The following is a 14,682-nucleotide window of genomic DNA, read 5'->3' as shown; positions in this document are numbered from 1 at the left end:
GCGGCTGCTCTCCTCCCGCGGGCGCAGGCTCCGACTGCGCTTGGGATGATTCGCATCCTCAATCCGCCGAGCTCACGCATCCACTCGTTAGGAATTTATTGACCATAAGCTGGCTTTACTGAGCGCGATGGATGCGGAGGTTCCCGCACGTCGCCGAGTGTTTGGTGTGGGCGGGATTGTTCGTGTTGAGGTATCCAGTGCAAGGACTATCAGGCGCAGCCTTGGGCGGAATTGCGACACTCCTGTCGCGTGCGGAACGTTTCGTCGCGCAGACCATTCTGCCGGCTCTGTTTGCGCTGCCGGCACTTGTTGGTTCTGCATCGTTTGCCTCAGCCGAAGATCGTGCCCTGAAGCTGTTCTTTACCCATACGGGCGAGAGAGCGACGATTACCTACAAGCGGGACGGAAAGTTCGATCCAAAGGGCCTCGCCCAGATCAACCGGTTTCTGCGCGACTGGCGAAGGAACGAGCCGACCCGGATGGATCCCCGGCTGCTCGACCTGGTCTGGGAAGTGTACAAGCGCAGCGGCGGCAAGGATTACATCCATATCGTCTCCGCCTATCGTTCGCCCACCACCAACAACATGCTCCGCAACCGCTCGCGCAGCACGGGCGTCGCCAAGAAGAGCCAGCACATGCTGGGCAAGGCGATGGACTTCTATGTTCCCGGCGTGAAGCTTTCGACGCTGCGTGCGCTTGCCATGCAGATGCAGGTCGGCGGCGTCGGATATTATCCGACCTCGGGATCGCCCTTCGTGCATCTCGACGTCGGCAACGTCAGGGCTTGGCCCCGCATGTCCCGGCAGGAACTCGCTCGAATATTCCCGAATGGGCAGACCATGCATCTCCCGGCTGATGGTCGGCCGCTGCCGGGATACGATCAGGCGATTGCGAACTACAAGAAGCGCGTTGGCCCCACCTCGATCCAGATCGCCAGCACCGCTGGAGAAGACGAAGATGCAGGAGCGCCGACAACATCGAGCGGCGACAAAAAACTCGTGACAGCGCTTCTGCCCACGCCCCGAAGCAGGGCATTAAATGCGCTGGCGCAGACCGGCGCGGTCGAGCGGGATGACAAACGGTCCGCTGGGGATGTTTCATCTTTGCCGATTCCAATACCGGCGATGCGGCCGCCCGCCCTCGAGCACGGCGCGGGCGCAGATGACAAACTGGAGACTGCGTCGATTGGCCCAATTGATGTTCTTCCGGACAGGCCGGCGCCAGCATTGCCGACCTACGCCCGATTCGAACCCCTCGTTGTTGCACATCAGGCCTCCAAGCAGGGCCCTGATATGATCGCCTCCCTGCCCATGACCGCTTCCTGGGAAGGAGCAAGTTTCTTTGGATCGACTTCCGACGCGGCGTTGATGAAATGGGCGCTGCATTCTCCAGCAGAGGTGATGGGATTGAGCGCACCTCGCGTTTCCCCACGCACGGTTCATAGGGAAGCAAATGCCGCAACATCCGGTGAGGATATCATTCCGGTCGCCGCCAAAGGCCAGTTCAATACCAACCGGTTTGCGCCGTCTCCGGAGGGCTGACCTCAGTCATCGGGGGGTCCGCGCTGCGCCGGTGAAACGCATTCGTCGAGATCAGCTCCCGCCCCACCCCAGCCCTTGATCGCCCCAAGCTGCCGGTCGAAATAGTCGCGCCGGACGACGATCATCCCGTCTTCGATGGTGACGGTGCCCATGACCGGCAGCGTGATCTCGCCGCCGCTCTCGTGGGTGAGACATCGATACGTTCATTGAGGACGACATTGCCGGTTGCGGCTATGTTCATCTGCCTGCGGCTTAGGCAAACTTGACTAGGTTGAGGGCCGGCAGTGGACCACCGGGGAATTGGGCGAGTTTCCCGCCGACGGCGATAGGCCCAAGGTCGATGCCGGCAAAGCCGAGCCTGTCGATCAGCGCGCCGACCTCGGCTTTCGCCGCAGCGTCATCACCGGAATAGAAGAGAACGCGCTGGCCGCCTTCGGAATGCGGATCGCGGGAAACGAGATCCGCCAGCAGATGGTTGAAGGCCTTGACGACGCGGGCGCCGGGCACGAGATCGGCGACGATTTCCGTCGAGAGGCGTCCGTGCAATTCCGCCGGCTTGAAGAGCGGCGCCTCGATCGGGTTATTGGCGTCGATGACGATCCGGCCGTTCCAATTAGGCAGTCCTGCAAGCGCTTTCGGGAGTTTCGACCAGTTGACCGCGACGAAGACGATATCCTGCGAAGCCGCCTGCACGCTTGTGCCCGCCGACACGCAGGAGCCGATGGCCGCGACCGTCTCCGCGAGGCTCTCCGGACCGCGGCTGTTCGACAGCACAACCGGAATGTCGTGACGGGCGAGTGCGGTGGCGATTGCGCGGCCAATATTGCCTGCGCCGATGATGCCGAACGTGGTCATGTCATGTCTCCATAGTGTGTTCAGGTCGGGCCGCGTGGCCGCTATTCGATGTTCGACGAGGTGAAGATTGCCAATAGCCGAGCGTCACCACGAAGGCGGGAAATTCCATGTGTCAGCGCTAGAATGAAGGACTGCACTGCGGCCGACCAGTATTTTTTAAGATCTCCTAAGCAATCGCTACATCTTACAGTCGGTGCACGCGCATCGGCCCGAAAAATCGGAATCGATCCTCGGGAAAAGCGAGGTAGATCCAATGTGTTAAGGCGTTATCTATACGCTTGAAAAGACGCGCAGGCGCCATAGTTTTGGGCAATCGAACGACGACGGCGATCGTTTACGTGCGCGCGAAATTCAGACCAAAGTCCGATCCACCCCCGGACTTCGTGCCCTACTAAACTTTCGATCGCTGTAATAACAATAATATACTCTCAAGTAACGAGGCGAGATGATGTGAGAAACGGGGCCGGGTTCATTGGATCGCATTTCTGCGACGACTTCTACTTAGAAAGCGATACCCAGAAGCTGGTTGTTGTTGACAATCTTTGCATCGGACCTTTCGAAAATATTGCACACATCAAGGATCCCCATTGCCACCGAGCTACATGCTTTTCGATGAGCAACCTCAGCTCTGATCCGAAACTGGTTGGAGAGGTTCTCGATATCATGCCGATTCCTTCGATCGAATTCGATGGCGGCCGCTCATGGAATGGAGTGTCGATATTGGGCAGGTCGTGATCGCACGCCAAGCATCTGTCGCATCCGGCCCCGGCGCGGCCACGCGTCATCGACCGCGGCGTCGGAGGCGACACCTTAAAATAGGCAAAATTAAGAATTAACACTATCAAGCGAGTATTTCTTAGAAACCTTCTAAGTAATTGTCATGCAATACAGGCGATGCTAATAAGCAAAAACCTTATCTCAAGTCACGAGGGGCAAAGCAATGAAAAGCGTATTGATTTCTGGCGGGGCTGGCTTCATCGGATCCCACTTGTGCGATCGACTTTTGCTTAGGAAAGACATCCAGAAGCTGGTCGTTGTCGACAACCTCTGGACCGGGCTTTTCGAAAATATCGCACACATCAGGGACCCCCGTTTCCACTTCGTGAAATCCGACGTCGAGACGCTGCAGACCTCGGATAAATTCGACGAAATCTATCACCTTGCATCGCCCGCATCGCCGCCGTGGTACATGAAGGAGCCGAAGAGGACGATCTCCGCCAATCTTCTCGGGGCGTTCCGGTTGCTCGACTTGCTGAAGAAGGGCGGGCGTTTCGGTTTCACCTCTTCTTCCGAAGTCTATGGCGATCCTCTGGTGTCGCCGCAGCCGGAATCCTACAAAGGCCAGGTCGACTGCACCGGTCCGCGGTCGTCCTACGACGAGAGCAAACGGTGCACGGAGTCGCTGCTGTTCGAGATGCAGCGTACCCAAGGGCTTGACGTCAAGATCGTTCGCCCCTTCAACATCTATGGTCCCCGGACACGTTCCGACGATGGCCGCGCGGTCTCCAACTTCATCACCCAGGCGCTTTCGGGTCGCCCGATTACCGTTTTCGGCGACGGCTTACAGTCTCGCAGCTGGGGCTATGTCGATGACGTTGTCGACGGTTTCGCGCGCTATTTCTGGATAAATGAAACCGACTATAAGGGGCCTCTGAACGTCGGCAATGATCGCGAGATTTCGGTTCTGGAGGTCGCGCAATATGTCTCCAGACTCGTTGGCGGCGTGCCGATCGTCTTCGAGCCGTCACCGCCGCAGGACCCCACGAACAGACGGCCGGACTTGACCAACGCGCACTATGTCATGCCCGAGTGGTCGTGCAAGATCACCTACGAACAGGGCGTGGCAATGACGCTCGACTGGTTCAGGAACCAAATGAAGGCACACGCGGCAGAATAAGCCATGATGACTTTCGAGACTCGCGTCCTGGATGCAGGTGGCGTATGTTCACGGTGCGATTGAGAGAGTAATAATGCGAGAACCAGTTCCGTCCGATCTGAAGGATATAAGTTTTCCCATACCGATTCACTATCTTGATCTCGCCACCCCTCGCTTCGATGCCGTTTCGCCCCCTGTCTCCAATGGGCTCGTGGTCTTTCTGTCGGATGGTCTTCCGGTAGGACAAGCCTATATCGAAAGGCACGAGACGGCGGCGGCACTCGCCGAGCGTGTCGTGCGACCCGAGACGCTCGAGCATGCGCGTCATGTCGCGCAAACGCCGGTGCGCAACCGCGACGTCAGCATTCTGATTTGCACAAAGGACCGGCCGGAGGAACTACGCCGTTGCTTGGCCTCGATCCCCAAGCAGTCACTCAGCCCCATTGAGATCATTGTGGTGGATAATGCCTCCGCCGGCGAGGCGACGCGTCGGGTGGTAGAGGAATCGGGCGCCACCTATGTCCGTGAAGATCGGGTCGGGCTGGATTATGCGCGCAATGCGGCGGTTCGTGCGGCGAGAACCGAATTCGTCGCGTTTACGGACGATGACGTCGTCCTCCACGAGCGGTGGCTGGAGAACTTGATGAAGGGGTTCGATCTGCCGGAGATCGCCTGCGTCACCGGATTGGTCCTTCCCGGAGAACTCGCAACGCCTGCACAGTTTATCTTCGAAAAGCATTGGAGTTTCGGCCGGGGCTATCTGCGGCAGGATTTCAATCAGGATTTCTATACCAGGGATACACGTTACGGCGCTCCGGTTTGGACGATCGGAGCCGGCGCAAGCCAGGCCATCCGCCGCAAGGTCTTCGACGAGATCGGCCTGTTCGATGTCCGCTTGGACATGGGAGCTGCCGGATGCTCAGGCGATTCCGAATACTGGAATCGGCTCCTCCATCATGGCCATGTCTGCCGCTACGAGCCGACGGCGGTAGCCTGGCACTTTCATCGCAAGGATATGAAGGGGCTCGCCAAACAGATCTACCAATATATGAGTGGCCACGTCGCAGCCCTGCTCGTCCAGTATCAGAACACAGGAAATAACGCCAATCTGCGGCGGATCCTGCTCTCGTTTCCGAAATATTATGCCGGAAGGGTTAAAAGACGGCTTCGCAAAGGTGCGACATCACACGACTTCTTCCTGAAGCAGGAAATGCTCGGAAGCGTAAATGGCGCTCTATACGTTCTGCGGCGATGGAAGAGGCCCGCATGGTAACCGCTGTGAAGCCTGACATTTCTTTCCTCATACCCGCCTATAATGCCGACGATACGCTTGCTGAATGTCTTGCCAGCCTGCAGCAGCAGACGCGATCGAACTGGCAGGCCGTCGTGGTCGATGACGGTTCGACAGACGGCACCTGGGAGCTTCTCGAGGGCATCGCAAAAACGGACAGCCGCATTCTCCCCGCCCGTCAGCCGAATGCCGGCGCCGCCGCGGCGCGAAACCATGCCGCCAGACTGGCTGCCGCACCTCTGCTCTGCATGCTGGATGCCGACGATTGGCTGGATCCGACCTTCATTGAAAGCATGCTGCCGGTGGCAGAAGATGCATCTCCAGCAGTTATCTCCTATTGCGCCTACCGCCGTGTCGCCCCGGACGGCAGGCTTATGCAGGTAGAACAGCCTCCCACCCTGACGGGTGATGCCGCCAAGCGCGAATTCTCCTCCTTTTGTGCGCTCGCCATACATACGGTTGTCTTTCCCCGGAGCCTTTTCGAGCTTTTGGGAGGCATGGACGAGACCTTGCAGACCTGCGAAGACTGGGATCTTTGGCTTCGCATGGCCTTTTCGGGCGCCGAATTTCGTCGAGTCGACAGGTGCCTGGCTTTCTATCGCATGAAGTCGGGCTCTCTATCCGGCGATCCGACCAAAATGATGCGTGACGCCATTCGCGTGACAACGAAGGCGCAAGCGCTGCAGATGCAGCAAGGCTTGTCGGCCGAGGAGCCGGAGACAGGTTGGATCACGCCCGCGATCAGCCAGCTGCGCATGCTAGCCTGGGTCGTCGCGGCCAAGCTCGATCCGACTTTGGATATAGCGGCCCTTGCATCGCTCCTGCCTGACATGCCGGACGGCGCGGGCTACGAGAACCTTCTTGCCGGTGTAATTCTGCATGGTTTGCAGACAGGGCTCTTTATCGATCGGGCCCACGATCTCATTGATGTCAGCGATAAATGGCAGCCGACGTTCCTTTTGCTCATCCAGTTGATTCAGAAACATTCCTTCCCTGGCACTGGGCGCAAGATCATTGAGGCCGCTTCCTGGCATATATCGGCCGCAAACCCTTTGCGGTCATTCACGCTTGGCAATGTTCAGGTGGTCGGTGTCGCGCTCGAGACGCTTTCGCGAATTCCCAAGGCCGAACCAGCCGACACGCTCATCATGCATGCCCTGTCCGGCGGACAGCATGTCGGCTCTTTCGTCGGGCCATTCTGGGGCGATCTTTCGATCCGGGCGCAGATCAGGCTGATCATGCATGAGATGCAGGCCGAAGAGCATCTGCAAACACCGCCCAAGCTCGCCTATATGAGCTCCTGGACGAAGGAGGCATTGCGCGGGTACAGAGCCTTCGGTGGCCTCATCATACGAAATGGCCGGCGGCGGGGACGTCTCGAACGGATTTTGGTCCGTACCGGACGCAACGCCCTTCTTGCCTGCGCGCCAAGCGACAAACAAGACAACGACGCCAGGCTGTCCGACATCCTGCGGAATCTCCGACGCGATCCGACTCGACTGCTTTCAGACTCTTCTGGCCCGTGTCCGGAGGAAAAAAATGCGGCTCCCCCTGTTCAGTCGGAAGAAGAGTATTGGGAGCATATCTTTGAGCGCCCGGATCCATGGAATTACGTCTCCGTTTACGAGCAGGTCAAATATGCGCAGACGTTGAGCCTGATCCCGGAAGGGATCGAGAAGGCCCTCGAGCTCGCCTGCGCCGAGGGGATCTTTACCGAGAAGCTGGCGCGGAAGGTCGGTCGGCTGACGGCCACGGATATTTCCCAGCGGGCGATCGACAGGGCCGTCGAGCGGTGCCACGACCACCGCAATGTCGAGCTTCGTGTGCTTGACTTCGTCAGACAAGATCTTCCACCCGAACAGGATCTCGTCGTCTGCTCCGAAGTGCTTTATTACATGAAGGATGAGGAGATGCTTGCCGCCGTCTGCGGTAAGATGGCCGCAGCGTTGAAGCCAAACGGCTACCTGATTACGGCCCACGCGCATATCCGCCGGGACGAACCCACCCGGACCGGTTTCGACTGGGGCAATCCCTTCGGTGTCGGCACGATCAAACAGGTTTTGGCCGCACAACCTGGCCTGGCCTTGGAAGACACGATCGAAACCGAACTTTACGCCATCCACCGGTTCAGAAAGGGCTCTCTGGCCGATCCTGTGCTGCGAGTCGAGCGGCACGGAACTCCGTTGGACGCCGACGTGGCGAAGCACATCATCTGGGGGCCGGCTGGCGTTGAGCGTGAGGCGGCATGGACAACGGAGGTTACGACCTCGGTTCCCATCCTCATGTATCACAGGATCGCAGACGAGGGCCCCGCGGCACTCCGGCGCTTCCGCACGCCGCCCGAGGTCTTCCGCAAGCAGATGCAGTTCCTTCGGCGCCAGGGTTATTACACGCTGACGGCGCAGGCGCTTACGGATCTGCTGCGCAGGGGCAAGCCGGTCCAGGGCCGGCCCGTCATGCTGACCTTCGACGATGCCTACCTGGATTTCCTGACGGACGCCTTCCCGATCCTTGCCGAGAATGATTTCAGCGCCGACGTATTCGTCGTCACCGATAAAGTCGGCGGTCAATCAGATTGGGATTCTGCCTATGGAGAGCCTGCGCCGCTGATGTTGTGGTCGGATATTCAGCAGTTGCACCAAAAGGGCATCAGCTTCGGCTCCCACCTCGTATCACACACACCGGCCACTGCGATGGACAACGAAGCCTTGTTGGCCGAAGCCATGCTTTCGCGCAATGCGCTGCACAGCCGGCTGGGCACCTCCGTGGAATCCATTGCGCTTCCTTATGGCGCGACGGACTTCAGGGTCCCCGGCATTCTGGCGCTTGCCGGCTATGGGGTCGGCTTCACGACACGGCAGGCGAAAGCCACCTTTTCCGACAATCTCTTCGGTCTGCCACGCCTGGAAGTCCGCGGCGATTGTCCTCTTGAAGCCTTTCCCGAACTTATGGGCCTGCCGGGAGCTTTTATCGGATGAGAATAACTGGCGTTGCGGCCCCTCTCATTACCATCGTCATACCGGCTTACAACGCCGAGAGGACGCTTGCCGAAACGTTGAGAAGCGTCTCCAGCCAGTCCTACGACAAGCTCGAAATCCTTGTGGTCGACGACGGATCGCGGGACGGCACCTTCGATCTCGCGAGCGACCACAGCCTGATCGATCGCCGTGTCCGTGTTCTCCGCCAGGAGAATGGTGGGGTTGCGCGCGCGCGCAACCACGGCGTCCGGGAGGCCAGCGGCCTTTACATAGCCCCCGTCGATGCCGATGATTTATGGCACCCCCGGAAAATCGAGCTCCAGCTTGAGGCACTAGGGAAGTTTCCGGACGGACGCGGAGTCGCCTACAATTGGTATGCGGCGATTGACGAAAACGGGATCATTTTCGGTCATTCGCGACCAGTCCTGCATCAAGGGAATATCTTCGAACCTCTGTTAAGGGAAAACTTCATCGGCAATGGCAGCACGCCCTTGATGCCGCGGGCGGACATTCTTCGCTGCGGCGGCTATGACGCCAGCCTGCGCGACAACGGCGCCGAGGGATGCGAAGATCTGAAACTTTATCTGGCTTTGGCCGAAACCTTGCCCTTTGCGCTGGTTCCCGATTTCCTGACCGGTTATCGTTTCACCAACGGAAATATGTCCAGCAACGCTTATCGGATGCTGAAGTCCCACGCCCTGGTGATGGCCCCGATCATCACGCGCTATCCGCATTTTACGCGTGACATCAAGACAGCCGAATTCAACACGGCGCGCTGGTATTTCGCCAAGGCGTTTCTCGGCAGCGATTTTGCCCAGGTCAAAAAGCTGGCGCCGATGATGGTCAGCAAATATTCCTTGCGCCTTATCGCCCACGGCGTGCAGCAGGGCTGGCGCCAGGCGAAACGCGGCCTCCGGATGGCAAAGCGCGTCCTCGGCAAGTCTTCGGCGCGGCCGAAAACCCGCGTCGCGAACGCGCCGCTTCCGCAACCCGGAACAGCATTCAGCGATCGTTTCATAGCCGTGCCTGCCAAAGAGGCAACCGGTCTGACCTCTTCCCGGATGGTCAACAATGAATAGGTTTCGAAAGCCGCCTTCCGCTAAACCCGCAAGAGCCTACAACCTGGTTGTAGCGGCTCGGTTCCGCGAGCTTCTGCAACTCGTACCGGCACTGCGACTCAAGATGACAGTGATGATCATCCTGGGAATTCTTACCGGCTTCTCGGAAATGGTCGGCATCACCTTTCTGGTCAGCCTCGTCTTTCTTCTCGGGCAGCAAGGTCCCGCTTCCGGCTCCGCCGTTGCATGGCTTCCGGCGTTTTTCGGCGGCATTGACCTCAGTCTCTCGAAGCCTGTCCTGATCGGCATCCTGATCGGCTCGATCCTGTTTCGGATTTTTCTCGGATGCGCCAATTCGCTCATTGCAAGCGCTGTCAACCACCGAATTAGCGACCGCATGCGAGACCGTCTCTACGCCAAGGTCTTGACCATGCCGTTTCAGCGCTTTCAGGATTACGAGCGTAGCGACCTGATCAACGTTATCGCGACCGAATCCCATGCAGTGTCGTCGGCGCATGCCAGCCTGGTACGACTGGGAGTGAATTTCGGCACGATTGTGATTTTCGGCGTCGGCATGCTGGTAATGGCCTGGCCGATCGCGTTGCTCGCCCTCGCCTTCGGTTTCATCCATAATTTTGTATTGGGTTTCTTTGCCGGTGCCTACCGCCGTCTCGGCGCCTCTGCATTGGCGGCAGTGGAAGCATTGACGCAACTGAGCTGGACAACGCTACAGACTTTGAAAGCCGTCAAAAGCTTCGGCATGGAAAAGCGTCATCAACAACTCTTCGCGGCGCTTTCCAACGACGTCGGCCAGACCTGGCGGCGGTCGGACTGGATGGGAGCGATAACCTCGCTTCTGAGCGAAATTCTGACCTTCGGGGTCATCCTGACGATCATTCTGTCTTCGGAATTCCTGCCGGTCGATTTCAAGGCGGCGCTCTCGGCGACGATCCTTCTTTACAGGCTTCAGCCGCATATCAAGGGATTTGATTCCCAGATTCTCAGCCTTTACGAGATGGAAGCGTCCCTGCAAAACGTCCTGGCGCTGCTTTCGGAGAAAGATGACATCAAGCAGGCTTCGCAAGGGGAAAAGGTAAGCCGCCTGGCGGAGGCGATTGTCTTCCACGACGTCTCGTTCGCCTATGAGCGATCGAACGCACCGGCGGTTCACAATCTCAGCTTCTCGATCAGGGCAGGTGAGACGACGGCTCTGACGGGGCCGAGTGGCTCCGGCAAAACCACAATCCTCAACATGATTCTCGATCTCAACCCGCCGACCCGGGGCCTGATCACGGTCGACGGCAGGGATCTGACAACCATCGACCGTTCCAGCTGGCTGCAACTGCTCTCCGTGTCGGGCCAGGACGTTGAACTGATGGAGGGCACGGTCCTCGACAACATCCGGTTTCGTCGCGATATCTCGGAGCAGGATATCCGCTGGGCCGCCGATGTGGCCTGCGCAACGGAGTTCATCAAAGATCTGCCGTATGGCTTTGATGAATGGCTGGGCGACGAGGCGATCCGGCTTTCGGGCGGGCAAAGGCAGCGCATAGGCCTGGCGCGCGCGCTCGCCGGCCGGCCTCAGATCCTGCTGTTGGACGAAGCAACAAGCGCGCTCGACGAAGAGACCGAGATGCGGGTGTTTTCGGCGATGAAAGAAGACGCCGGCAGAACGCTGATTGTCGTCAGTCATCGGCCCGCTGTGGCCAGGCTGATGAAGAACCGGATCGATCTCCGCCCGCCCGCGCCCACATCTAAGCTCGGGTGACGGACATGGATGTGTCAACGATGTCGGGTGTTCGGGTGGCCGTCGTGATCCCTGCCTATAATGCCGGAGAATACCTTGCCCAGACGCTCCAATCCGTCGTCGACCAGACCCACAAGGCGCTTGAGATCATCATCGTCGACGACGGCTCGACGGACGAGACAGCCTCGATCTGTCGCCGTTTCGCCGCGAGTGATTCAAGGATCCGAATTCTGTCGACCGAAAACCGTGGCGTCGCTGCGGCCCGCAATACCGGGATCCAGGCATCGAAATCCGACTATATCGCCTTCCTCGATGCAGACGACCTATGGCATTCGACCTATATCCAAAGAATGCTCTCGGCTCTCCAGCCCTTGCCGGACGCCTGGGGCGCGGTCTATGCGCTTCACCGCTTCATCGATACCGAAGGATATTGCACAAGATCCGGTTCGTCGCTGAACGCCCGAGACAGCATTCTCAACCGTCATCTCGTATTCCGCTTCGTCGGCAATGGCAGCGGCTTCATGGTTCGCCGCGCTGTTATCGACAAGATCGGCGGCTACGATTCAAGCTATGCCAGAAAGGGGATTGGAGGATGCGAGGATTTCGATTTCGAACTCCGCACCGCTGAACATTTCAAGATCGAGACGGTGCCGTTGGGCCTGGTGGGCTATCGCTCACATTCCGCAGCCATGTCTTCAGACAGGTCACGGATGGCGCGATCGCTTCTGGCGGTGACCGAGCAATGCATCGCCCGCAATCCTGAGCTTCCGGCTTTTGTCGTCAGTTGCGCCCGCGCGTCGGCGCATCTTTATGCATTCTCAAAATTTGCCGCTTTGAAAGATTGGTCCAGCGCTGCGACCTCGCTCAAACACATTTATCATCATAGCCCAATGCTCGCCTCCGGCATCCTCGCCAGGCTGCTCTTTTCAAAAGCTGGCAGAGCCACACGCCGGGCGTTGTCGAAAGTCTGGCCAGCGAGGGAACAAAAGCAAAAGAATCTCAGGAAATTCGAAGAGATAGACCCGCTTCTCCCCTTGGTTGGTGGTTGGTCTCGCTTCAGAACGAAGGCATTGCTCAGCCGCTTGTCTGAGACGGATCGGTCTGGCGAATGCTCTGTGGCGACCTCATCGCAGGAGGCTTGATGTCTGTCGGCTGAACGGCTGTCGATGGCGTTTTTCGCTCGGCCGCTATGTCGCGCCGAAGAGATCGAGCACCGTCAAACATCCAGAGGTTTGACAACGCCTCCCGTCCATCAGCCTGGTGACTATCTCGCTATTTTGTACTACGAGCTTTTATTTTAACGAAGAATAGCAATTGCTAAAAAAGAGAGTAACCTACAGAAAGAAGAACTACCCCAATAATAATCTTCGACAATGTCGATTTTAACTGCAATCATACCTACGTACTGTGCAAGCATTCCGACTGGAGGACCCGCCAACCACCCCGGCGGGTCCTCAACTTTCCTTCTCGACCGGTTGCACAAATGCAATCGCCATTAACACTGCATCAGCATAGATAGATCTTACTTCGGACGACGATATTACGCTGTTGAGATCGGCTTGATGAGAAAATCTCGCATCATCGGCAGGTGACGGTCGAAGTGCCGGCTCTCCTGCTTAATACTTCGATCACAATTTCAATTGAGCGCGCGATATTTTGGGATCTGCAGTGAAATTTCGGAGACGGAGCAATCCCTCATAAAGTTGATATTGCTTTTCAATAGAAATTAATAAGTATCGATGCCGCTATTAGGAAATGCATCCTCTGATTATTTCTTGATATAATTTTAACCGCCTCACCATTGGCATCTAAATACAACCATTATCTGAAAGTCATAAATTTTACCTTTTGATAAATTTTTTTGTTATACTCAATTATTGTTACCAGTTTAATTAGTTCCTTCATTTCATAGGCATCGGCGTTTAGGTTTCGCGCGAGGGCTGGAAATCTCCCGAAAGCTATTTTCCTCCCCCCGGTTCTCAACGATCGGACAACCTGCCGGCACACTGGTGATGTTGTTACGGCCGATAGCCCCAATAGTCCTGGGCTGGTCGCGCGTGGAAAAGTTGCCGATGCAATTAAACATCGCCGCACGAAACATTAACATTCTGATAGATAACGATATTATATAGGACCGGCCAACGGAATTCGGTCTGTCATTTCAAAGGCCGGCATATGGGGCTGTACTTGCCAACGGAAATACCGATGCAAAACCCGCGGCGTAAGAAATGCCTATCCTCTAGGCGAGCCGCCTAATACGAAACAACTGATATGCTTGGACGAAGTTGGACGGTCCTGATTCATTACATCAGAGGCCCCGACCTGTGTCGAAATGGTCGCACCTCGCCCGCGAATTAACCCTTCATAAAGCATTTGCTTGCTCAACTTATAATTTGTGTCATGGTCACTGTAAGTAGCGAGGGAGCCGACCTGATGAGTGATATGGCATCGCAGATTCCGGAATTTGGTTACGATGAGCGCGTGATGATCTGCCGGAAGCAGATCGAAAAGGCGGTCTATCAGTTCATTGCAAATACGAAGGTCGAGGGATGCGATCCAGCGGAAGTCGCAATGGCCATCGCAGACATTGCCGACGATTACATTTTACTGCTGGCCCAGAAGCGCAATTTGACCCATTGAGGTCAATGGATCGGCCGTCAATCGGCCGATCGTCCGCACGATGTGCGTGACCCAAAATCGCCGCCGCTTTTCTGCCCGGAGGCAACGTCAACGGAATCGTTTACGGATTGCGCCGAAACCATCCGAGCGATGATGTCGAACAGCGTTTGAATAAACCGCCCAACCACACTCAACAGCGCATGCGTCCGCCCTGAACGAACCGGGCTTCTCCCAATCTATAATTCGCGCCAGCTCACAGAATGGATTTCGATTGACCGCTCACCGGACCAACATATGCATAACCCCGGAAATCGATGCTGATTTCCGGGGTTATGCATGGATTTGAAGTGGTAGAGCGTTCCAGCGCGTCCGATCGGACGCATGCCGGTCTAGTGGCTTCTGACGCTCACTTGCGGAACCGGGGAGCTCAATTCAGCCAATTCCCTGGTCAAGCCCTCCCCGACCTCCTGCTTCACTGCCTCGAGCGCAAGGTCGAGGCAATTCGTCGCGAACGGCAGTTTGACATCCTGGGCGACCTGTCGCGCATAGGCGATCATCCGCGCCAATGCGACGAGCTCTTCCAGACCGTCTTCCGCCCCTTGGTCTGCTTCTACCTTTCCAACCGATGTCACGCCCATGTCCCATTTCTCCAATGAATTGAAGGAATGATACGCGCCTAGACGTGATCCACCCCGTGAAAAAAGCGTGACACAACTC

At 57.3% G+C, this 14,682-nt stretch carries 11 protein-coding genes and 1 pseudogene; 9 read left to right on the top strand and 3 right to left on the bottom strand.

Annotated features, from left to right (window positions below):
* Positions 1–131: 131 nt before the first annotated feature.
* A complete protein-coding gene (locus ACIPSK_RS23755) occupies positions 132–1,541 on the top strand; it encodes a DUF882 domain-containing protein (protein ID WP_162118030.1) in 1,410 nt (469 codons plus the stop codon).
* 2 nt (positions 1,542–1,543) lie between these two features.
* Here ACIPSK_RS23755 and ACIPSK_RS23750 read toward each other — a convergent pair whose 3' ends face one another.
* Positions 1,544–1,693 (bottom strand): hypothetical protein, encoded by a 150-nt coding sequence (locus tag ACIPSK_RS23750; RefSeq protein WP_246709804.1) that lies wholly within the window; start codon positions 1,691–1,693, stop codon positions 1,544–1,546.
* Positions 1,694–1,793: 100 nt separating this feature from the next.
* The gene (locus ACIPSK_RS23745) at positions 1,794–2,420 is read right to left on the bottom strand and encodes an NADPH-dependent F420 reductase (RefSeq protein WP_409995790.1); all 627 of its coding nucleotides are present in this window, start codon (positions 2,418–2,420) and stop codon (positions 1,794–1,796) included.
* Positions 2,421–2,846: 426 nt separating this feature from the next.
* On the opposite strand from ACIPSK_RS23745, the pseudogene ACIPSK_RS23740 reads away from it, so the two are divergent.
* The 8 genes and pseudogenes from ACIPSK_RS23740 to ACIPSK_RS23705 all read left to right on the top strand — a co-directional run.
* Positions 2,847–2,990 (top strand): annotated as a pseudogene (locus ACIPSK_RS23740) (NAD-dependent epimerase/dehydratase family protein); the annotation flags it as partial.
* Between the two features lie 346 nt (positions 2,991–3,336).
* Positions 3,337–4,293, top strand: coding sequence for an NAD-dependent epimerase/dehydratase family protein (locus tag ACIPSK_RS23735; RefSeq protein WP_162118028.1), 957 nt, complete (start codon positions 3,337–3,339; stop codon positions 4,291–4,293).
* Positions 4,294–4,324: 31 nt separating this feature from the next.
* Positions 4,325–5,545: a glycosyltransferase family 2 protein gene (locus tag ACIPSK_RS23730; protein ID WP_162118027.1), complete on the top strand. Its 1,221-nt coding sequence runs from the start codon at positions 4,325–4,327 to the stop codon at positions 5,543–5,545.
* Entirely contained in the window at positions 5,539–8,541 is a 3,003-nt protein-coding gene (locus ACIPSK_RS23725) for a trifunctional glycosyltransferase/class I SAM-dependent methyltransferase/polysaccharide deacetylase (RefSeq protein WP_162118026.1), read from the top strand. The genes ACIPSK_RS23730 and ACIPSK_RS23725 overlap by 7 nt, the downstream gene beginning before the upstream one ends.
* A 2-nt stretch (positions 8,542–8,543) precedes the next feature.
* Positions 8,544–9,620 (top strand): glycosyltransferase, encoded by a 1,077-nt coding sequence (locus ACIPSK_RS23720; RefSeq protein ID WP_162118045.1) that lies wholly within the window; start codon positions 8,544–8,546, stop codon positions 9,618–9,620.
* Positions 9,613–11,367 carry an ABC transporter ATP-binding protein gene (locus ACIPSK_RS23715; RefSeq protein ID WP_162118025.1) on the top strand — a complete coding sequence of 585 codons (1,755 nt, stop codon included), beginning with the start codon at positions 9,613–9,615 and terminating at the stop codon, positions 11,365–11,367. The genes ACIPSK_RS23720 and ACIPSK_RS23715 overlap by 8 nt, the downstream gene beginning before the upstream one ends.
* On the top strand, positions 11,364–12,488 hold the full coding sequence (locus ACIPSK_RS23710) for a glycosyltransferase family 2 protein (protein WP_162118024.1): 1,125 nt from the start codon (positions 11,364–11,366) through the stop codon (positions 12,486–12,488). The genes ACIPSK_RS23715 and ACIPSK_RS23710 overlap by 4 nt, the downstream gene beginning before the upstream one ends.
* A gap of 1,291 nt (positions 12,489–13,779) precedes the next feature.
* Complete coding sequence (locus ACIPSK_RS23705) at positions 13,780–13,986, top strand: hypothetical protein (RefSeq protein WP_004676311.1); 207 nt, start codon at positions 13,780–13,782, stop codon at positions 13,984–13,986.
* A gap of 368 nt (positions 13,987–14,354) precedes the next feature.
* On the opposite strand, the gene ACIPSK_RS23700 is transcribed toward ACIPSK_RS23705, so the two are convergent.
* Positions 14,355–14,603, bottom strand: a complete 249-nt coding sequence (locus ACIPSK_RS23700; protein ID WP_064247947.1) for a hypothetical protein — start codon at positions 14,601–14,603, stop codon at positions 14,355–14,357.
* Positions 14,604–14,682: the final 79 nt, after the last annotated feature.

The organism is Rhizobium sp. LARHSG275, assembly GCF_052871115.1.
Note: the sequence above shows the minus strand (reverse complement) of the source record. Positions and strands in the feature narration are given on the sequence as shown.

What these genes read in the sequence shown, in the direction of transcription:
- ACIPSK_RS23715 (WP_162118025.1), top strand. Translation starts at nt 9,613, where the DNA reads ATGAATAGGTTTCGAAAGCCGCCTTCCGCTAAACCCGCAAGAGCCTAC.
- ACIPSK_RS23750 (WP_246709804.1), bottom strand. Translation starts at nt 1,693, where the DNA reads ATGGGCACCGTCACCATCGAAGACGGGATGATCGTCGTCCGGCGCGAC.
- ACIPSK_RS23735 (WP_162118028.1), top strand. Translation starts at nt 3,337, where the DNA reads ATGAAAAGCGTATTGATTTCTGGCGGGGCTGGCTTCATCGGATCCCAC.
- ACIPSK_RS23730 (WP_162118027.1), top strand. Translation starts at nt 4,325, where the DNA reads ATGCAGGTGGCGTATGTTCACGGTGCGATTGAGAGAGTAATAATGCGA.
- ACIPSK_RS23705 (WP_004676311.1), top strand. Translation starts at nt 13,780, where the DNA reads ATGAGTGATATGGCATCGCAGATTCCGGAATTTGGTTACGATGAGCGC.
- ACIPSK_RS23725 (WP_162118026.1), top strand. Translation starts at nt 5,539, where the DNA reads ATGGTAACCGCTGTGAAGCCTGACATTTCTTTCCTCATACCCGCCTAT.
- ACIPSK_RS23755 (WP_162118030.1), top strand. Translation starts at nt 132, where the DNA reads ATGCGGAGGTTCCCGCACGTCGCCGAGTGTTTGGTGTGGGCGGGATTG.
- ACIPSK_RS23700 (WP_064247947.1), bottom strand. Translation starts at nt 14,603, where the DNA reads ATGGGCGTGACATCGGTTGGAAAGGTAGAAGCAGACCAAGGGGCGGAA.